The 17,760-nt window shown below is 66.7% G+C and carries 24 protein-coding genes; 9 read left to right on the top strand and 15 right to left on the bottom strand.

Going from position 1 to position 17,760, the window contains the following annotated elements:
* Positions 1–3: 3 nt before the first annotated feature.
* Positions 4–1,668: an ABC-F family ATP-binding cassette domain-containing protein gene (locus IEV67_RS07655; protein ID WP_188435990.1), complete on the bottom strand. Its 1,665-nt coding sequence runs from the start codon at positions 1,666–1,668 to the stop codon at positions 4–6.
* 59 nt (positions 1,669–1,727) lie between these two features.
* On the opposite strand from IEV67_RS07655, the gene arfB reads away from it, so the two are divergent.
* Positions 1,728–2,171 (top strand): alternative ribosome rescue aminoacyl-tRNA hydrolase ArfB, encoded by a 444-nt coding sequence (arfB, locus tag IEV67_RS07660; RefSeq protein WP_188435991.1) that lies wholly within the window; start codon positions 1,728–1,730, stop codon positions 2,169–2,171.
* Between the two features lie 13 nt (positions 2,172–2,184).
* Here the strand turns inward: arfB and IEV67_RS07665 are convergent, their stop codons facing one another.
* Both IEV67_RS07665 and IEV67_RS07670 read right to left on the bottom strand, forming a co-directional pair.
* Positions 2,185–2,751 (bottom strand): HEAT repeat domain-containing protein, encoded by a 567-nt coding sequence (locus tag IEV67_RS07665; protein WP_229702892.1) that lies wholly within the window; start codon positions 2,749–2,751, stop codon positions 2,185–2,187.
* Between the two features lie 41 nt (positions 2,752–2,792).
* The gene (locus tag IEV67_RS07670; protein WP_188435992.1) at positions 2,793–3,374 is read right to left on the bottom strand and encodes an alpha/beta fold hydrolase; all 582 of its coding nucleotides are present in this window, start codon (positions 3,372–3,374) and stop codon (positions 2,793–2,795) included.
* A 216-nt stretch (positions 3,375–3,590) separates the two neighbouring features.
* Here IEV67_RS07670 and IEV67_RS07675 point away from each other — a divergent pair, with 216 nt between their 5' ends.
* Entirely contained in the window at positions 3,591–4,025 is a 435-nt protein-coding gene (locus IEV67_RS07675; RefSeq protein WP_188435993.1) for a hypothetical protein, read from the top strand.
* A 17-nt stretch (positions 4,026–4,042) separates the two neighbouring features.
* Here IEV67_RS07675 and IEV67_RS07680 read toward each other — a convergent pair whose 3' ends face one another.
* Entirely contained in the window at positions 4,043–4,396 is a 354-nt protein-coding gene (locus tag IEV67_RS07680; RefSeq protein WP_188435994.1) for a DUF1801 domain-containing protein, read from the bottom strand.
* A gap of 299 nt (positions 4,397–4,695) precedes the next feature.
* On the opposite strand from IEV67_RS07680, the gene IEV67_RS07685 reads away from it, so the two are divergent.
* Complete coding sequence (locus tag IEV67_RS07685; RefSeq protein WP_188435995.1) at positions 4,696–4,953, top strand: PspC domain-containing protein; 258 nt, start codon at positions 4,696–4,698, stop codon at positions 4,951–4,953.
* A gap of 9 nt (positions 4,954–4,962) precedes the next feature.
* On the opposite strand, the gene IEV67_RS07690 is transcribed toward IEV67_RS07685, so the two are convergent.
* The 3 genes from IEV67_RS07690 to IEV67_RS07700 form a co-directional block, all read right to left on the bottom strand.
* On the bottom strand, positions 4,963–5,505 hold the full coding sequence (locus IEV67_RS07690) for a GNAT family N-acetyltransferase (RefSeq protein ID WP_188435996.1): 543 nt from the start codon (positions 5,503–5,505) through the stop codon (positions 4,963–4,965).
* A 47-nt stretch (positions 5,506–5,552) separates the two neighbouring features.
* Positions 5,553–6,626: a redox-regulated ATPase YchF gene (gene ychF / locus IEV67_RS07695; protein WP_188435997.1), complete on the bottom strand. Its 1,074-nt coding sequence runs from the start codon at positions 6,624–6,626 to the stop codon at positions 5,553–5,555.
* Positions 6,627–6,701: 75 nt separating this feature from the next.
* Positions 6,702–7,454, bottom strand: a complete 753-nt coding sequence (locus IEV67_RS07700) for a class I SAM-dependent methyltransferase (RefSeq protein ID WP_188435998.1) — start codon at positions 7,452–7,454, stop codon at positions 6,702–6,704.
* A 59-nt stretch (positions 7,455–7,513) separates the two neighbouring features.
* On the opposite strand from IEV67_RS07700, the gene IEV67_RS07705 reads away from it, so the two are divergent.
* The 3 genes from IEV67_RS07705 (at position 7,514) to IEV67_RS07715 (ending at position 9,951) form a co-directional block, all read left to right on the top strand.
* Positions 7,514–8,107, top strand: a complete 594-nt coding sequence (locus IEV67_RS07705; RefSeq protein ID WP_188435999.1) for a 3'-5' exonuclease — start codon at positions 7,514–7,516, stop codon at positions 8,105–8,107.
* Between the two features lie 39 nt (positions 8,108–8,146).
* Positions 8,147–8,554, top strand: a complete 408-nt coding sequence (locus IEV67_RS07710; RefSeq protein ID WP_188436000.1) for an ankyrin repeat domain-containing protein — start codon at positions 8,147–8,149, stop codon at positions 8,552–8,554.
* Between the two features lie 65 nt (positions 8,555–8,619).
* On the top strand, positions 8,620–9,951 hold the full coding sequence (locus IEV67_RS07715; protein ID WP_188436001.1) for a DNA recombination protein RmuC: 1,332 nt from the start codon (positions 8,620–8,622) through the stop codon (positions 9,949–9,951).
* Here the strand turns inward: IEV67_RS07715 and IEV67_RS07720 are convergent.
* Positions 9,948–10,238, bottom strand: a complete 291-nt coding sequence (locus IEV67_RS07720; protein WP_188436002.1) for a hypothetical protein — start codon at positions 10,236–10,238, stop codon at positions 9,948–9,950. The genes IEV67_RS07715 and IEV67_RS07720 overlap by 4 nt on opposite strands.
* A gap of 156 nt (positions 10,239–10,394) precedes the next feature.
* The gene (gene glpX / locus IEV67_RS07725; protein ID WP_188436003.1) at positions 10,395–11,381 is read right to left on the bottom strand and encodes a class II fructose-bisphosphatase; all 987 of its coding nucleotides are present in this window, start codon (positions 11,379–11,381) and stop codon (positions 10,395–10,397) included.
* Positions 11,382–11,566: 185 nt separating this feature from the next.
* Between glpX and fbaA the strand changes: the two genes are divergently transcribed.
* Both fbaA and IEV67_RS07735 read left to right on the top strand, forming a co-directional pair.
* Complete coding sequence (gene fbaA, locus IEV67_RS07730; protein ID WP_188436004.1) at positions 11,567–12,595, top strand: class II fructose-bisphosphate aldolase; 1,029 nt, start codon at positions 11,567–11,569, stop codon at positions 12,593–12,595.
* A gap of 144 nt (positions 12,596–12,739) precedes the next feature.
* Positions 12,740–12,928 carry a DUF1918 domain-containing protein gene (locus IEV67_RS07735; RefSeq protein ID WP_306440984.1) on the top strand — a complete coding sequence of 63 codons (189 nt, stop codon included), beginning with the start codon at positions 12,740–12,742 and terminating at the stop codon, positions 12,926–12,928.
* Between the two features lie 20 nt (positions 12,929–12,948).
* Here IEV67_RS07735 and IEV67_RS07740 read toward each other — a convergent pair whose 3' ends face one another.
* The 3 genes from IEV67_RS07740 to IEV67_RS07750 form a co-directional block, all read right to left on the bottom strand.
* Positions 12,949–13,446: a COG4315 family predicted lipoprotein gene (locus tag IEV67_RS07740; protein WP_188436005.1), complete on the bottom strand. Its 498-nt coding sequence runs from the start codon at positions 13,444–13,446 to the stop codon at positions 12,949–12,951.
* A gap of 65 nt (positions 13,447–13,511) precedes the next feature.
* Positions 13,512–14,204, bottom strand: coding sequence for an anti-sigma factor family protein (locus IEV67_RS07745; protein WP_188436006.1), 693 nt, complete (start codon positions 14,202–14,204; stop codon positions 13,512–13,514).
* Complete coding sequence (locus IEV67_RS07750) at positions 14,201–14,707, bottom strand: sigma-70 family RNA polymerase sigma factor (protein ID WP_188436335.1); 507 nt, start codon at positions 14,705–14,707, stop codon at positions 14,201–14,203. Before IEV67_RS07750 ends, IEV67_RS07745 begins: the two co-directional genes overlap by 4 nt.
* Positions 14,708–14,790: 83 nt before the next feature.
* Between IEV67_RS07750 and IEV67_RS07755 the strand changes: the two genes are divergently transcribed.
* Positions 14,791–15,282, top strand: coding sequence for a DUF2231 domain-containing protein (locus tag IEV67_RS07755; RefSeq protein ID WP_229702894.1), 492 nt, complete (start codon positions 14,791–14,793; stop codon positions 15,280–15,282).
* 51 nt (positions 15,283–15,333) lie between these two features.
* Here IEV67_RS07755 and IEV67_RS07760 read toward each other — a convergent pair whose 3' ends face one another.
* The 3 genes from IEV67_RS07760 to IEV67_RS07770 all read right to left on the bottom strand — a co-directional run bounded on the left by IEV67_RS07760 (position 15,334) and on the right by IEV67_RS07770 (position 17,663).
* Positions 15,334–15,885 (bottom strand): MOSC domain-containing protein, encoded by a 552-nt coding sequence (locus IEV67_RS07760; RefSeq protein ID WP_188436007.1) that lies wholly within the window; start codon positions 15,883–15,885, stop codon positions 15,334–15,336.
* Complete coding sequence (locus IEV67_RS07765) at positions 15,882–16,406, bottom strand: DUF6264 family protein (protein ID WP_188436008.1); 525 nt, start codon at positions 16,404–16,406, stop codon at positions 15,882–15,884. Before IEV67_RS07765 ends, IEV67_RS07760 begins: the two co-directional genes overlap by 4 nt.
* A 252-nt stretch (positions 16,407–16,658) precedes the next feature.
* On the bottom strand, positions 16,659–17,663 hold the full coding sequence (locus IEV67_RS07770; protein WP_229702896.1) for a 4-hydroxy-3-methylbut-2-enyl diphosphate reductase: 1,005 nt from the start codon (positions 17,661–17,663) through the stop codon (positions 16,659–16,661).
* Positions 17,664–17,760 lie beyond the last annotated feature (97 nt).

Genomic DNA, 17,760 nt, shown 5'->3' on the forward strand with positions numbered 1-17,760 from the left:
GGCTCATACCTCTTCGACCTGACCCGCTTCGACGCGCCAGCGCCGGTCCGTCTGCACCGTGTCGAGCATCCGTCGATCGTGTGTGACCAGCAGCAGTGTGCCTCCATAAGACTCCAGCGCCTGTTCCAGCTGTTCGATCGCCGGCAGGTCGAGGTGGTTGGTCGGTTCATCGAGCACGAGAAGGTTGATTCCGCGCGCCTGCAGCAGTGCGAGAGCCGCTCGAGTGCGCTCCCCCGGTGAGAGTTCGTCGACTGGGCGGTCGACATGATCGGCCCTGAGACCGAACTTGGCCAGAAGCGTGCGCACCTCTCCTGATGCCAACTCGGGCACGAGCGCCTCGAACGCTGCTGCGAGCGGCGCAGTGCCGGTGAGCAGCGATCGCGCCTGATCGATCTCCCCTATCCGGATGCTGGCGCCGAGACTCGCCGTGCCCTCATCCGGATGCTGCTGCCCGAGAAGCGCACGAAGCAGGGTCGATTTTCCCGCACCGTTGGGACCTGTGATGCCGATGCGCTCCCCCGCATTCACCTGCAACGAAACCGGCCCCAACGTGAAGGAGCCCTGCCGGAGGACGGCGTTGCTGAGCGTCGAGACCACCGAGCTCGAGCGGGGAGCCGAGCCGATCGTGAACTCGAGCTGCCATTCCTTGCGCGGCTCCTCCACTTCGTCGAGCTGGGCGATCCGACTCTCCATCTGACGCACCTTCTGCGCCTGCTTCTCACTGGACTCGACGGATGCCTTGCGCCTGATCTTGTCGTTGTCAGGCGACTTCTTCATCGCGTTGCGCACGCCCTGGCTGGACCACTCCCGCTGCACGCGAGCGCGCGACACCAGGTCGGCCTTCTTGTCGGCGAACTCATCGTACTTCTCGCGTGCGTGGCGGCGTACCGTGGCACGCTCCTCCAGATACGCGTCATAGCCGCCGCCGTATACCCGGTTCGAGTTCTGCGCGAGATCGAGCTCCAATACGCGGGTCACGCTGCGCGAGAGGAACTCCCGGTCATGACTGACGAGCACGACACCGCCGCGGAGCCCGCGGACGAATGCCTCGAGCCGCTCCAGCCCGTCGAGGTCGAGATCGTTCGTCGGCTCGTCCAGCAGGGCGATGTCGAAGCGTGACAGCAGAAGTGCGGCAAGCCCGACTCGAGCTGCTTGCCCACCGGAGAGCGAGGTCATCAGCGTGTCCTCGGCCCGAGCGCCTTCGAAGACGAGGCCGAGGTCGGCGAGCACCGCCGGGATACGCTCCTCAAGGTCCGCGGCTCCGCTCGCGAGCCACCGCTCCAGCGCCGCCGAGTAGACATCGGCGGGGTCGGCACCGTCTGCAGCGAGCGAGGGATCACCGAGCGCCGTTGCCGCCGCATCCATTTCTCTCGTGGCCGCGGCGCAGCCGGTGCGCCGGCCGATGTAGCCCACCACGCTTTCGCCGGCGATGCGTTCGTGCTCCTGCGGGAGCCACCCGACGAACGCATCGGAAGGCGCCAGTGTGATCGAGCCCGCCTGCGGTTCGTCGATGCCGGCGAGCAGTCGCAGCAGTGTGGATTTTCCGGCGCCGTTCGCGCCAACGACGCCCACGACGTCACCCGGTGCGACAGTCAGGTCCAGTTCGTCGAACAGCGTGCGGTGGCCATAGCCTCCGGCGACGCCTCGAGCCACGAGAGTTGCGGTCATCAGACGATTCTCCCATCGGTCGCGTCCCAACTTTCATCGCACTGCGGCACACTTGTGGAGTGGATGATCTGCGTGTGCCTCCTGGACCGGGAGCTCCGCACGGTCTCAGGATTCCCGCGAGTGATCTGATCGAGCAGTTCTCGCGCTCTTCGGGGCCGGGCGGGCAGGGTGTCAACACCGCCGACTCGCGCGTACAGCTCAGTCTTGACCTCGGCACGACGACCGCGTTGAGCGACGTGCAACGTGCGCGTGTCATAGAAGGCCTCGTGTCGAGGTTGGCTGGCACTGTACTCACCATCAGCGCCGCCGAACACCGTTCGCAACGGCAGAACCGGGTGGCGGCGCGGGAACGGCTGTCCGCTCTCATCCGCGAAGCAGTCATGCCACCCAGCATCCGTCGCTCCACGAAACCCACGAAGGGCTCCCGGCGACGCCGATTGGACGAGAAGCACCGGCGCTCGGAGACCAAGTCGGGCCGCAGACGGCCCACCGGTCAGGACTGACCGGTTGTCGTTCTCAGTTCTTCGGATGCCGTGATCGCAGCTTGTCGAGGCTCTGCTGCGCCCCGCGACGGACCTCGACCTCCGGGTCCTTGAGCAGGGCGCGAACAGGGTCGATGTCATTCGCAGACCCGATGGCGCCCAGTGCCCTGGCCGCGGCTGCACGCACCCGCGGGGTTTCGTCGCCGAGCAGTTCCGCCAGTTCGGATGCCGCATCGAGTTCGCGTGCGGCGGCGAGCCTGGCGCCCATTTCCCGCACACGCCAGGCGGGGTTGCTCAGCGTGCTGATCAGGAGCGCGGTCGCCGACTCGTCGATGACCGATGCGTCCCAGACGTGCAGCAGCGCACGCGCACCCCAGAGTTCGGGCCAGTACAGCACCGGTGCACCGTCGATGATGCCGCGTGCGTGCTCACCGCCGACGAAGAGGAGGAAGTCCGCGCCCTCGTTGTTTCCGGCGAGCAGCGAGAGCGAGCGCGACACCACGGCCTGCTCGCCGTACCGCTCGACGGCGACCGCCAGACGACGCTCGAGGGGAAGCTCGACGGGAACGGGGGCCGGGGATGCAGGAGAGTTTCGGGACACACCTCAACCATAGGTTCTCTGGGGGTGCAGCGTTGCAGCCCCTAATCCCAGTCGAGGTACTCCTCGATGATGACGGCGGTCTCGATCGGGTGCGTGGCCGGGAACAGATGGTCGGCGCCGTCGACGATCTTGATGCTCGCTCGCTCCGGCGCGGTGGCGTGCAGCGCCTCCGCCGTGGCAGGCGGGGTGACCGCGTCATCCGTCGCCTGCACGATCAGCACGGGGATCGCCGGGGCAAGCGGAATCTCGTCGTCCTCGACGCCGAGCAACAGCAGGCCGTTGACGCGATCGGTGTGCTCTGCGGCGAAGATGCGTGCCGCGGTGCCGCCGAAGGCATGACCGCCGATCCAGGTGTGATCGAGTCCGAGGTGGTCAATCACCGCGGCGGCATCCTCGACGCGCTCTCGCAGCGTCGTCGCACGATCCTGCCCGACCGAATCCGCTCTGGGGCCGATCCGCACGACGTGGAAGCCCGCCTCTTCTGCGAGATAGTGCGCGACCACGGCGAGCCCGTCGCCGCTGAGGGCGCGGCCTGAGATGAGCACGAGCGGGACGGGACCCTCGCCTTCTTCGATGTACGGAACCGCACGGCCGTCCGGGTCAAAAGTGCTCTGCTGCGTCATGGTGGTCTTTCCTCTGGTGCTGGTGGCGGCCGGCTGGGGCCGGATTCGTCGCTGACATCCACGATACTGTCCGGAGCGCAGCTCAGAGCCGTCGGCGGTCCCCTCACCGATCGATCAGGAATCGAGAAGCGCGAGGATGCGACGAGTCGTAGTTTGGTCTCAGGCGCAATCGCCATCCCGATCAACAGAGCATCCCGATCAACAGAGGAGCATGACATGGCTGACAAGACCGCCGGACTGTCGAACGATGAGCGCGATGCCGTCAAGCAACGCGCCGCCGAGCTGCGCGCGCAGGAGAAGGCCGGAAAATCGCGCGCTGCGGGCGAGAAGGCAGTCCGCGAAGCCATCGCCGCGATGCCGGATGACGACCGCGCGCTTGCGGAGGGCATCGACCGCATCGTCAACGATGTCGCGCCGCAGCTGATTCCGAAGACCTGGTACGGCTTCCCTGCGTACACGGATGCCGATGGGAAGGTCGTGGTGTTCTTCAAGGCAGCATCCAAATTCACCACCCGCTACGGGACCCTCGGCTTCGAGGAAAGCGCACAGCTCGACGACGGCGACCTCTGGGTCACGTCGTTCGCAATACTCAAGCTGACCCCGGCGACCGAGAAGACGATCGCCGAGCACATCCGCAAGGCTGCGGGCTGAAGGCGTCAGTTCGACGCTCAGTCGAGCGCTGAGCGGACGATCTCGGCGATGCGCTTCTCCGTGACCTCGTCCACGGTCTCGAAATACCATGCCGCCGGCATCAAGTCCCCTTCCGTGCCGCGTGCGGGCCGGAAGGCCGCCTTCTCGGTGATCGCGAGATTCAACCGCTCGTCGTTGCGCAACGTCACGAGCGCGGGCGTGCTCGCCGACTTCGCGTAGGCGGGCATTCCGTACCAGATCCGCGGTTTGAGCGTGGGGGCGGCCGTCACGATGACGTCATGCACGCGCTGCATGACCGAACGTCTCGGCTCGTCCATCTTCGAGATCTTGTCGAGCACCTGGGTCAGGTTCTTCTCGTCCTTCGACGACATGTCATGTCCTCTCGTCAGCCGATGTCCGGCATCGGCGGAATGAAGTCGGCGCATCGCGTGCGCCGCACCCCATCCGGACATGTCCTGATCTGCTCAGGTCTCTCCGCGATGATTCACGTGGATCGCCACGTGGAAGCGCAGTCGGTGGCGTACCACCGCGTTCAGGTTAACGGATACGCCGAATGATTGCACCCCAGGACCGCCCACAACGCTGAGACGGCGAGCATTCTGGGTTTCCGCCATGACCTCGGGGGCTAACACTGCTGTGGCGGTCGCCGATCATGCGTACGGTCGATGTCATGGCAAAGTTCTTCGACTCCATCCGCAAGTCAGGTCTCCGACGTGGACCCCGGCGCCTCATCGCTGGGATCGGAGGCGGCCTCGCCGAGAAACTCGGAATCAACGTGTGGGTGGCCCGGCTGCTCATCCTCGTGTCGTTCCTGTTGCCTGTGCTGGGGATCGGCGCGTATCTCGTCGTCTGGATCCTCACACCGTGGCAGGACGGCCGCATCCCGTTGGAGCGGATGTTCGGTGGCAGGCGCGACCTGCGTCGTTGACCGACGGCATCACTCGCGTGCCGCAGTCCCATCGGGTCGGGACCGCAGCAGGACTCCTTCGCCGCCGGCGAACTCTATGCGGGCGATCTCCGCACGCCGTGCGATCTCGCTGAACCCCAGCCCTTCATGCAAGTCAATGGAGGCGAGGTTGCGCGCGTTGATGACGCTGAAGATCGCCGCGCCGGGCTCGTCAGAGCGCACAGCCCCCATGACGCCGCCTAGCAGCAGCGCTGCGATGCCTCTACGGCGCAGCTCGGGAACAACCGTGATCCCGGCGATCAGCCACTCCGGTTCAGCATCTGGCTCGATCGACGACCTCTGAGCCCCGCACCAGCCGACGATCTCACCATCCGACTCTGCGACGAGAATCACGGGAAGCCGCTCGATCAACCGCTGAGAAGCCTCGAGGTGCTCCTCGACGCTCCCGCCGCGCGCCGACCTCACAACGGCGAGGCCACGCGTGTCGCCCGTGGTCGCCGGCCGGATGGCCACTTGCGGATCCGGCCGGAAAGACGACTCGGAGCGTGGGCGATATTCGACGAAGTCGGTCATGATCGCTCTCCCTCGATTCGACGGATCTGCGCTGAGCCGGAACGCGACTACACGTTGAAGCGGAACTCCACGACGTCGCCGTCCTGCATGACATAGTCCTTGCCCTCGAGGCGGGCCTTGCCCTTCGCACGCGCCTCGGCAACGGAACCGGTCGCGACGAGATCCTCGAACGAGATGACCTCCGCCTTGATGAAGCCCTTCTCGAAGTCGGTGTGGATGACACCTGCAGCCTGCGGCGCCTTCGACCCCTTGGGGATCGTCCAGGCGCGAGCCTCCTTCGGACCGGCGGTCAGGTACGTCTGAAGACCCAGCGTGTCGAAGCCGACGCGGGCGAGCTGGTCAAGGCCCGACTCGTCCTGACCGGTCGACGCGAGCAGCTCGGCAGCATCCTCCGGATCGAGGTCGATGAGCTCCGACTCGATCTTCGCGTCGAGGAAGATCGCCTTGGCCGGTGCGACAAGTGCTTCGAGCTCTGCCTTGCGCGCAGCATCCGTCAGCACCGCCTCGTCGACGTTGAAGACGAAGATGACCGGCTTCGAGGTGAGCAGGCCGAGTTCTTTGATCGGGGCGAGATCGATACCGCTCACCGAGAGCAGGATGCCGCGTTCCAGAGCATCCTTCGCGGCATTCGCCGCCTCGAGCACAGACGGATCGGCCTTCTTACCCCGCACTTCCTTCTCGAACCGCGGAATCGCCTTCTCGACGGTCTGCAGGTCGGCGAGCATGAGCTCGGCGTTGATCGTCTCCAGATCGTCCTTGGGGTTGATCGAACCCTCGACATGCACGACGTCGTCGTCGTCGAAGCCGCGAACGACCTGGGCGATGGCGTCCGCCTCACGGATGTTCGCGAGGAACTGGTTGCCGAGTCCCTCGCCCTCGCTCGCGCCGCGCACGATACCGGCGATGTCGACGAACGACACGGCTGCGGGAAGGATGCGTTCGCTGCTGAAGATCTCCGAGAGCACATTGAGTCGCGAGTCGGGAAGGTTCACCACACCGACGTTCGGCTCGATCGTCGCGAACGGATAGTTCGCCGCGAGCACGTCGTTCTTGGTGAGTGCGTTGAAAAGAGTCGACTTGCCGACGTTGGGCAAGCCCACGATCCCGATAGTTAGAGCCACGGGATACGAGTCTACCCGGGACGGATGCCGTGATCCTGCGGGAACTCGACGGTCAGCGACCGTGCGCGCGAGAAGTCAGGCGCGCACGGCGCGATACGCCGTCGTCGCGTACGGCATATCGATCGTCGCCTCCGCGTCACCGAGTCCGAGCTCGTCGAAGAGCTCGTCCATCCCGCGCACGATGCCGGCACGCTCTTGAGCCGGCGCGGTGATGAGGTAACTGCGTGAGGATGCCATCTGATGCAGCTGCGTCCTGTTCATCGGGCGCTTCCATTCCCACCGACCGGTCTCGACGCCTCCGAACGGCGCTGCGATCTGCGGACCGTGCGAACCCGGACCGTTGACCATGTTCTCCGCGGGACTGCTGTGCATGATCTCTGTCAGGCGGCGGACCCAGTCGACGCTCTCGTCGCGGATGTTCCAGATCAGCCCCAGCGTTCCCCCGCTGCGAACGACGCGGCCGATCTCGGCGGATGCCGCGACCGGATCGACCCAGTGCCATGCCTGACCGAGCACCACGGCGTCGAGGCCCGAATCTGGCAGCGGCAGATGCTCGGCGGTTCCGGTGAACGTCGGCACGCCCGGAACGCTCTCCCGCAGCTTCGCGAGCATCGCCGGGTCAGGATCGATCGCGACGACCTCCCCGTCCGGCGCCGCGACGAGCACGCGGGTGAGCTTGCCCGTGCCGGCTCCGACGTCGGCGATCCGACGCGATCCGTGCGGGAGATTCTCGAGCATCCACGCCACCGCATCGAAGGGATAATCCGGCCTCGCCGCCTCGTAATGATCGGCCGCCGCACCGAAGGAAGTCGCCCGCGCATCGCTCATGTGGCCAGCCTACGGCGAGTCTGCGACATCACGCGCGGCACCGGAGAGAAGGTGGACAGGTGCCCCTGGACTTCACCGCAATCGACTTCGAGACGGCGAATTCCAGCCCCGCCTCGGCATGCTCCGTCGGACTCGTCCGTGTACGCGACGGCGAGGTGGTCGCCACCGCCGGCTGGCTGATCCGACCTCCGGCAGGACACGACGAGTTCCAGGACTGGAACATCAAGATCCACGGCATCCACCCTCACCAGGTGCGCACGGCCGCGACCTGGGAGGAGCAGTTCGACCGACTGTGCTCGTTCACCGGCGCGGACGTCCTCGTCGCGCACAACGCAGGCTTCGACACGAAGGTGCTGCGCACCGCATCAGAGGTCACCGGGCTCGAATGCCCGCCGTACCGCTCGCTGTGCAGCCTCCAGGTCGCGCGCAAGATCTACGATCTCGACTCGTACCGCCTGCCCGTGGCAGCCGCTGCCGCAGGGTTCGCCGAGTTCTCGCACCACGACGCGCTGGCGGATGCTCGCGCTTGTGCCCAGATCGTCATCGACGCCGCTGCACGTGCCGGTGCCGCCGACGTCGACGAACTCGCGCTGATGCTGAGCCTGCGGCTCGCCGAGCCTCCTGTTCGCGTGCTGGAGCGGGCTGTCGCCTGATTTCGGCGCTGCGCACCTCCCGCAGTGCACAATGAGTGCATGACGAATCCCACCGGCGACTCCCCCGTCAGCGTCGAGGTCATCGAGGGCACCTTCGACCTCGCCCGCGAAGGCCGCACCGGACCGCTCGGCGAGATGATCGACGCCGGCGTACCGATCGACGTGCGCAATCCGCGCGGCGACACCGTGCTGATCGTCGCGACGTATGCCGAGCAGGAGCATACGGTCGCAGATCTCGTGCGACGCGGCGCCGAACTGAACGCGCTCAATGCCTCGGGACAGACAGCGATCTCGTGTGCGGTGTTCCGGAAGAACGAGACACTGCTGCGGTTGCTGCTCGAAGCGGGTGCCGACCCGGACGCCGGACCGCTGTCGGCCGTCGCCATCACCGAGCAGTTCGCACTGCCCGAGATGCGCGCGATCCTCGACGAGTACGCGAGCCGCTGAACTCCGGCCTCGCTTGAGCGGAGCGGCATCCGACCGATGTCCGTGGCCGGGTGCACGCTGGGTTCATGGATGCTCCGCTGATCGCTCTCATCGCCGTCACCGCGCTCGCGGTCGGCCTCGTCGTGGGCTGGTTCGCGCGGGCGTCGCGCACTGCGACCGAACACACCCGCAGCGCGACGGAGCTCGCTCGAGCGCACGCAGAACTCGCCGCCGCTCGCGATGATCGCGACCGGCAGTACGACCTGTATCGGGATGCTGTCGAGCATGCCCGTGTCGAACAGCGGGCCGAGGCGCAGCGGGTGCAGCAGCAGAACGCCGTGCTGACCGCGCTCGCTCCGGTGCGCGAATCGCTGCAGCAGATGCAGAACAAGGTGGCGTCCCTTGAGCAGGAGCGGCATGCGCAGTTCGGTTCCCTCGCCGAGCAATTGCGCAGGGCTCAGGAGTCCGATGAGGCGCTGCGCGCGACCACCGAATCGCTCGCGGGAGCACTCCGTTCGACGTCGACACGCGGCGTATGGGGTGAGACGCAGCTGCGACGAGTGGTCGAGGCCGCAGGTCTCACACGGCACGTCGACTTCGATCTGCAGTCCACGATCTCGTCGGATCGCGGTCAGGGACGCCCCGACATGGTCATCCGCCTCGCCGGCGGCACGTCGATCGCCGTCGATGCGAAGGTTCCTCTCGATGCGTATCTCGAGGCGAGTGCGCTGACGGGCGGTGACGCGCAGGAGGCGCAGCGCCGCCAGTTCATGCAGAAGCACGTCAAGGCCGTCCGCGCGCACATCGACGCGCTGGCGAAGAAGGCGTACTGGTCAGGCCTCGACGCCAGCCCCGAGTTCGTGATCTGCTTCCTGCCGAGCGAGTCGTTGCTCTCATCCGCGATCGACGAAGACCCGACGCTGCTCGACTACGCGTTCGGCAGGCGCGTCGCTCTCGCCTCTCCGGTGAACCTTTGGGCCGTGCTGAAGACCGTCGCGTTCACCTGGACCCAGCAGGAGGTCTCGACCGAGGCGCGCACGCTGCTCAACCTGGGAACGCAGCTGTTCGATCGTCTGGGTGTCCTCGCCGGGCATGCCGACGACATGAGACGGGCGCTGGAGCGCACGGTCGAGAGTTACAACCGCTTCGCCGGCTCACTCGAGACCCGTGTGCTGGTCACGGCTCGTCAGTTCCCCGGGATCGACGCCTCGGCGCTGGAGGCTGCTCCGCAACCGATCACGACCTCACCGCGCCGGTTCACCGCGCCCGAACTGGTCGAGAATTCTGGCGTGGTCGAGAATTCTGAGATCGGCGAGAACACGGAACCGGCCCAACGTGCAGAGCTGTTCGAAAGCGCTCAACTGGACGGGATCCAAGCCGACCTCGACGCCGTGCGGCACCGTGTGGACGAGACTTAGGCGCTGCCGGGAACCCAGCTGAGCAGGGCGATCACGAGGCCGGAGGTCACGACGAAGGCGCCGATCATCCACCACGAGCTGAGCTCGTGTCCCTCGGGTCGGCGCACGCGGAACAGCACATCAGCACGGCGCGCAGGATCGACGTTCGCAGGAGCCACCGTCGCAGCTGCTGCGGCTGCGACACGAGCGGCTTCGTCCTCCGGAGTGATCCGAAGAATGCGGCCCGTATTCGTGGTGACCATAGCCGTCGCCCGTGACTTCGCGTCCCGCGTCTGCTCCGTGGTCATCTCACCCTCCTGGATGCCGTCGTGAACTGTGACGGCGACGAACCCAGGGCCTATTGTGCCAGCAAAGCCTGAATAAGACCGGACCCAGCGCGACGTCGGTATACCGGGTCGGTAACGATCAGACCAGCGAAAATCGTGGAACAGGACCTTCGATCCCTAGAGCCACTTGGAGACGAGGTGCTCCGAGGCGATGCGACGAAGGGTTCCGGAGGCACCACGCAGCACCACTGATTCGGTGTACACGTAGTTGCCTTCGCGGCGCACACCGGCAACAAGCTGCCCGTCCGTCACTCCGGTGGCGACGAAGATCGTGTTGTCGCCCTTGACCAGGTCATCGGCCTCGTAGACGCGGTCCATCTCGAGTCCTGCGTCGATGCCGCGCTGACGCTCGTCGTCGTCACGCGGCCAGAGCCGCCCCTGGATGTGGCCGCCGAGCGCCTTGATCGCACAAGCGGTGACGATGCCCTCGGGGCTGCCGCCGACACCGACGCACATGTCGGTGCGGGCACCGTGACGTGCGGCGTTGATGCCGCCGGCCACATCGCCGTCGCTCATCAGGCGCGTGCCTGCACCGGCCGCACGGATCTCCTCGATGAGCTTCTCGTGGCGCGGGCGGTTCAGCACCGAGACGACGATCTCATCGACGGGCTTGCCCAGCGCCTCCGAGAGCAGACGGATGTTCTCGCCGATGGGCAGCCGGATGTCGACGACGCCGACACCCGCGGGGCCGGTGACGAGCTTGTCCATGTAGAAGACGCTCGACGCGTCGAGCATCGTGCCGCGATCGGAGACTGCGATGACGGAGAGGGCGTTCTGACGACCAGCTGCGGTGAGCGAGGTGCCGTCGATCGGATCGACGGCGATGTCGCACTCCGGACCTCGACCGGCTCCGACCTCCTCGCCGTTGAATAGCATCGGAGCGTTGTCCTTCTCGCCCTCGCCGATGACGACCCTGCCCTGGAAGTTCACGGTGCCGAGGAACGCACGCATCGCGTCGACCGCCGCGCCATCGGCGGCCTCCTTGTCGCCACGGCCGATGAACGGCACGGCCCGGATGGACGCGGCCTCGGTCGCACGCACCAGTTCCAGCGCGAGGTTTCGATCGGGACGCAAGGGGCTCATATCGGCCGTCAGACTCACCATGTGGTCAGCCTAGCCAGCTGACTGCGCGGAACCGCAGGTATTTCGCGTGAATTCACGTGAAGGAATCGGGATTCTTAACGCTGGCGAAGAGCCTGCTCTCTGACAGGGGTCAGCGGGCCACGGCATCCGCTCGTCGCCAGCGATAGAGTTGGGGCTGTCCCGGCTCATCTATCGCAGGAGTTTTCATGCCCGTCGCCACTCCGGACCAGTACGCAGAAATGCTCGACCGCGCGAAGGCCGGTGGCTTCGCGTATCCCGCGTTCAACGTCTCCAGCTCGCAGACCATCAACTCCGTCCTCCAGGGGCTGACCGAGGCCGGCTCCGACGGCATCATCCAGGTCACCACCGGTGGTGCCGACTACTTCGCCGGGCACACCGTCAAGGCCCGCGCCACCGGCGCTCTCGCGTTCGCGCGCTACGCCACCGAGGTCGCCAAGAACTACCCGGTCACCGTCGCCCTGCACACCGACCACTGCCCGAAGGATGCCCTCGCAGGCTTCGTCGAGCCTCTGATCGCGGCATCCGAAGAAGAGGTCAAGGCCGGCCGCAACCCGATCTTCCAGTCCCACATGTGGGACGGCTCGGCTGTTCCCCTCGCGGAGAACATCGAGATCGCGAAGGACCTGCTCCCCCGCATGAAGGCGATCAACGCGATCCTCGAGGTCGAGATCGGCGTCGTCGGCGGCGAAGAGGACGGCGTGCAGCACGAGGGCTCGAACGAAGCCCTCTACACGACCTTCGCTGACGTCGACCAGGCGGTTCAGGCGCTCGGCATGGGCGAGCAGGGTCGCTACATCGCCGCCCTCACCTTCGGCAACGTCCACGGCGTCTACAAGCCCGGCGGCGTGAAGCTGCGCCCCGAACTGCTGGGCGACATCCAGCAGCAGGTCGCCGCGAAGTACAACACGGGCGCGAAGCCGCTCGACCTGGTCTTCCACGGTGGCTCCGGCTCGACCGACGAGGAGATCGCGACCGCGGTCGCCAACGGCGTCATCAAGATGAACATCGACACCGACACGCAGTACGCGTACACGCGCGCGATCGCCGACTACATGTTCAAGAACTACGACGGCGTCCTGAAGGTCGACGGCGAGGTCGGCAACAAGAAGCTGTACGACCCGCGCGCGTGGGGCAAGGTCGCCGAGTCGGCGATGGCCGCCCGCGTGGTCGAGTCGACCCGCCAGCTCGGCTCGTACGGCCAGTCCAAGAGCTGACCTGCGCTTGTGAAGATGCCCCGGCACGGTTTCGGGTCGGGGCATTCTCATTGCCGGCGGGCAGCAGCTCGCCCGCAGTAGGCCTTGCCGCCGGTGACTGCGAGGAGCATCGTTGAAGCATCCGATCCGCGAAGGAAGGGTGTGATGACGATGCAGGCGAAACCCGGTGACCGATTGATCGTCGAAGGGCGCACCGATACGGCTCACAGACGCGAAGGCGAGATCCTTGAGGTGCACGGCGACGACGGGGCCCCGCCCTACATGGTGCGATGGGATGACGGGCACGAGGGCACGGTGTATCCCGGGCCGGACGCCCACGTCTCGGGGCGCTGAGTCGACACCGATGACGACGCTCACTCCGCCGTGCGCTCTCCCGCCGGTGACAGCACCCACCACACGTCGTTGACTCCCTGGCCGGCGACGTCTCCGGCGGCCGAATCACCCGCGAAGTAGTACAGGGGCCATCCGTTGAGCGTGGCCTGGGTGGCGCCGTCGACGCCGGTGATCGTACCCAGCTCACCGGTCACGCCTTCGCCCGCGACCGGGTCGCCGTCTGTGGTCACCGCCGGCCAATTCGTCGCGCACTGTCCCTCGCAGGTGCTCTCGCCCGCGTCCTGAGTGTCGCTGTCGAACATGTAGACGGTCATGCCCTTCGCATCGACCACGATCTCGCCGAGCTCCGAGTCGGCGACCATGAGCTGAGCACCCTCTGTCGTCCCGTATCCGTCACTCGACTCCGACGCCGACTCCGATGCCGGAGCCGCCGGGTCGGCCGCGCCGCCTGCGCAGCTCGACAGGGTGAGTGTGAGCAGAGCGGCCACCGCAGCGGCCCTGCCGATCTTCGTGAACATGGAAAGTCCCTTCTCTGCGATCGCAACTGCGGTCACCGGGGAAACGACGCCGCGATGAGAAGGGTTCAACCGGAGAGTTCAACGCGCATGAGCACCTGCCCCGATCCGACGGCGCGGATCTCCAGCGTCTCGATCCGTCCGACGTCCAACGCGGTCCCCGCGCTGAGCTCGGCCGTCGTCCCCGGACGCGCGCGCCAGCTGGACACGGCCTCTTCAGATCCGTCACTGCCGATCACGTAGAGCGCGTAGGGCCAACTGGCGTCTCCACCGCCTGCACCGCCGTACACGCACTCCAGATCGATGCGCGTGCCCCAGTCGACCTCGGTGAGCTCGGCACTCGCCTCGAGGGGCAGATCCGATGTGGTCTGCATCGTGACGACCGTGACGTCCTTGGGTGACGGTGCGAACGGCAACGTCACGGCGAGCACGACCGCGACCACCGCGGCAGCTGCCGCAACCGCCGCACCGGTCCACCACCGCCTCCGCAGGCGGTGAACCCGATCCGCTGCCGCGATCCGGGCGAGCTGCCCGCGTCGAGAGGGATCGGGTCCCGCCGGGGTCTCGGCGAGAAGGGACTCCGCATTCTTGCGCTCGACGCGTCCAAGCAGGCCGATGACCGGTGCGAGCTCGGCGACCGCCCGGCCGCACACCTCGCAGTCGTCGAGGTGTTCCTCGAAGAGGCGCCGGTCCGCCGAGTTCAGCGCACCCATCACGTAGGCCGCATCCCAATCGGCGAAACGCGCGTGATCAGCGTTCATCGCGTCACCCCCTTCTCCTGGAGCGCGAGTCGAAGCGATCGGATGCCGTAGTGCAGACGCGACTTCACCGTTCCCTCGGGAACATCGAGTTCCGCCGCGATCTCGGCGACCGTGCATCCGCCGAAGTATGCGCGCACGATGACCTCGCGGTGATCGTGCGTCAGCGTGGCCAGCGCATCCTCGATGAGGATCGCCTCGAACAGCGCATCCGTGGCGTCATCCACCATGCGTTCCGGCGCATCCGGAGCCGCGAACTCGTGGCGTCTGCGTGCACTGCGTGCGTCATCGATCACGAGATGCCGCGCGACGGTGAACATCCACGACCGCGTCGTCGACGTCTCCTGTTCGAGGATGCGCGGGCTGCGCCAGGCCCGCAGCAGCGTCTCCTGCACGATGTCGTCGGCTCCGGCGCGATCGCCAGTGAGATGCACCACGTACCGCCACACCGGCCCGGCATGCGCGTCGAAGAGCGCGGTGAGCCGTTCGGCCTCGTCGAGCGCCATCTGCTGCACCTCCCCTGACAACACGTCGTGGAGGGTCGGAAGGTTCAGATGAACCGGATCCCGGTTCCTGTCGTTCTCCCAGTATGAACTCCCTGCCCATGGTCGGAGCCCTGGAGATCGGTGGGCTCCCGCTGCACCCGCTCATCGTCCACCTGGTCGTGATCCTGACGCCCCTGACTGCACTCGCACTGGTGCTGAGCGTGTTCTGGCCGGCTGCGCGACGACGGCTCGGCATCGTCACGCCGCTCGCCGCACTCGTCGTGCTGATCCTCGTGCCCATCACCGTGGCCGCCGGCGAGAGCCTGAAGGAGGTGGTCGGCCCGCTGCCCGCCGTCGAGCGTCATGAATCCTTCGGACGGATGCTGTTGCCCTGGGCGATCGCGCTCTTCGTCGCGGCCTCCGCCCACTGGGCCTGGTACCGGTTCGGCCGCCAGGGAGTCATCGAGAAGCGGCCCTCGCAGGCTCGTATCGTCGCGGTCGTGCTCGGCGTGCTCGCAATGGGCGTGAGCATCGGAGTGACCGTCATGATCGTGCTGATCGGTGAGTCGGGAGCCCGCGCGGTCTGGGGGTCGTGACGCCGACTGCGCACCGGCATCCGGTCCGAATACCGGGTGGGCGATGAGTCCTCACACGCCGCGGTAGATCTCCAGCACGGTCGGGGCGCCTTCCGGCCGATGCAGCACGGTCACGGCATCCCCCGCCTGCACCCGCCCCTTCTGCACCACTCGCAGGTACACGCCCAGCCGGCGCGCATTCGAGAAGCGCTTGACCCAGCCGCGCTCATCATCGCCGCCGACCCAGCGCGCAAACGTCTGACACGGAGTTCGCGGCATCGTCACCTCGAGGATGGTCGTGCCGATGGACCACCGCTCGCCGACGAGCGCCGCACCGAGATCGAGACCGGACACGCGCAGGTTCTCCCCGAACCACCCGAACGGCAGCTCACGGCCCAGCTCCCCCGCCCAGAAGTCAGCATCCCCTTGCGAATACGCATACACAGCCTTGTCGGGTCCGCCGTGGTTCCTGCGGTCTGCCTGCACGTCGGCATACGCGCCATAGGTGCCGACCTTGATCGGACCGTCCACCGGACGCTTGTCGATCGCCGTGGTTCCGACTGGGCCGGCATCCGCTCGCAGTTGATGGACCACGCAGACGGCGAGAACGCGGGCGGCGCTCACCGACCGGACATCCCGTCGACGTACGCCATGAAGGCCGGGTCGCCCAGCATCGGCACCATGATGCAGATCGACACGATCAGCATGGTTGCGGCCGCACCGACGAGGGGCACCCACCAGGTGAGCTTTCCGGTGCGCAGCCGCCGCAGCGAGAGCCAGGCGGTGATCGCCCAGCCCACGACGAGGAGGACGGCAGCGGTCGTGCCCCACAGCCTGCCCTGGGCGAAGTTGGTGAACTCGCCGTCGATCCCGAGGATCCTCATGCTCTCGTTCATGACGGTCGGCAGGTCGAGGTACGACAGGCCGGTCATGACGACGTTGACGAGCCCGTAGGCCAGCAAGGCGATCGTGATGATCCGGTCCCACGGGCGCGCCTTCGCGATCGAGCGAGCGGGCTCCGCCGGCGCGGGCTGTTCGGTGACCGGGGCAGCGGCGGGCGCGGCATCCAACGGCGGCAGGCCTGCCAGCCGTCGCTGTTCATCCGGAGTCGCATACTCGCCGTACTGGGGACGCTGATCGGTCATCCCGACATGGTAACCGGCTCATCGTTGAACGGATCGCAGGATGATCGCAGGAATGGTTCCGCGCGCGCAACGCAGCGAGACGGCCACAAAGATCTCGACGGCCCCAGAGGAGTGGGGACTCCTCTGGGGCCGCTGAAGCGGAACGCTGGGGACGCTCACGCCTCGGGACGCACGCTCCATCTGCAGCACCGTGATACGCGTGCTGCACGACAAGCCTAAACAACTGTCGCGACGAGCGCGCGGGGTTGTCGTTCAGGACGTGGATGAATCCGCTGTCGCACGGCCGCCGAGAGCACGTGCATCGCGCTGACCCGACGCATCCTGGCGCAGTTCCTTGGGCAGAGAGAACATCAGGTCCTCCTCGGCGGTGCGGATCTCCTCCACGTCGCCGTAGCCGGCGGCGGCCAGCGTCTCGAGCACCTCGCGCACGAGGACCTCTGGAACGGATGCCCCGCTCGTCACGCCGACGGTCGCGACGCCGTCGAGCCACTCCTGCTTGATCTCTTCCGCGTAGTCGACGCGGTACGCAGCCTTAGCCCCGTACTCCAGCGCCACTTCCACCAGACGCACACTGTTCGACGAGTTCGACGAACCGACGACGATCACGAGTTCGGCGTCGACGGCGACCTTCTTGATCGCGACCTGACGGTTCTGAGTCGCGTAGCAGATGTCGTCGGACGGCGGATTCTGCAACTCGGGAAAGCGCAGCCGCAGTCGGTTGACCGTTTCCATGGTCTCGTCGACCGACAGCGTGGTCTGCGACAGCCACACGACCTTCGAAGGGTCCTTGACCTGGACGGTGTCCGCCTCGGCCGGAGAGTTCACGATCGTGACGTGCTCTGGCGCCTCGCCGGCCGTGCCCTCGACCTCTTCGTGACCCTCGTGGCCGATGAGCAGGATCTCGAAGTCGTCGCGCGCGAAGCGCACGGCCTCGCGGTGCACCTTGGTCACCAGCGGGCAGGTCGCGTCGATCGCGTGCAATCCCCGATCGGATGCCGCACCCACGACCGCCGGAGAGACACCGTGCGCGCTGAACACGACGTGCGCGCCAGTGGGCACCTCGTCGACCTCCTCGACGAAGATCGCGCCCTTCTCCTCGAGCTCGGTGACGACATGGATGTTGTGCACGATCTGCTTGCGCACGTACACCGGGGCGCCGTAGCGCTCGAGCGCCTTCTCGACAGCGACGACCGCACGGTCGACGCCGGCGCAGTACCCGCGTGGTGCAGCGAGCAGAACCCGCTTGTGTCCGTTCACCGGGTTATCCTGAAGCCGCGCCCCGCGCGATCGAGGGATGCGGGGAACGGGAAGATGTACGGTCGCCTGGCTCACGCTTCGATCCTACCTTCGAACG

Origin of the sequence: Microbacterium murale (assembly GCF_014635185.1) — a bacterium.
GTDB classification, from domain to species: domain Bacteria; phylum Actinomycetota; class Actinomycetes; order Actinomycetales; family Microbacteriaceae; genus Microbacterium; species Microbacterium murale.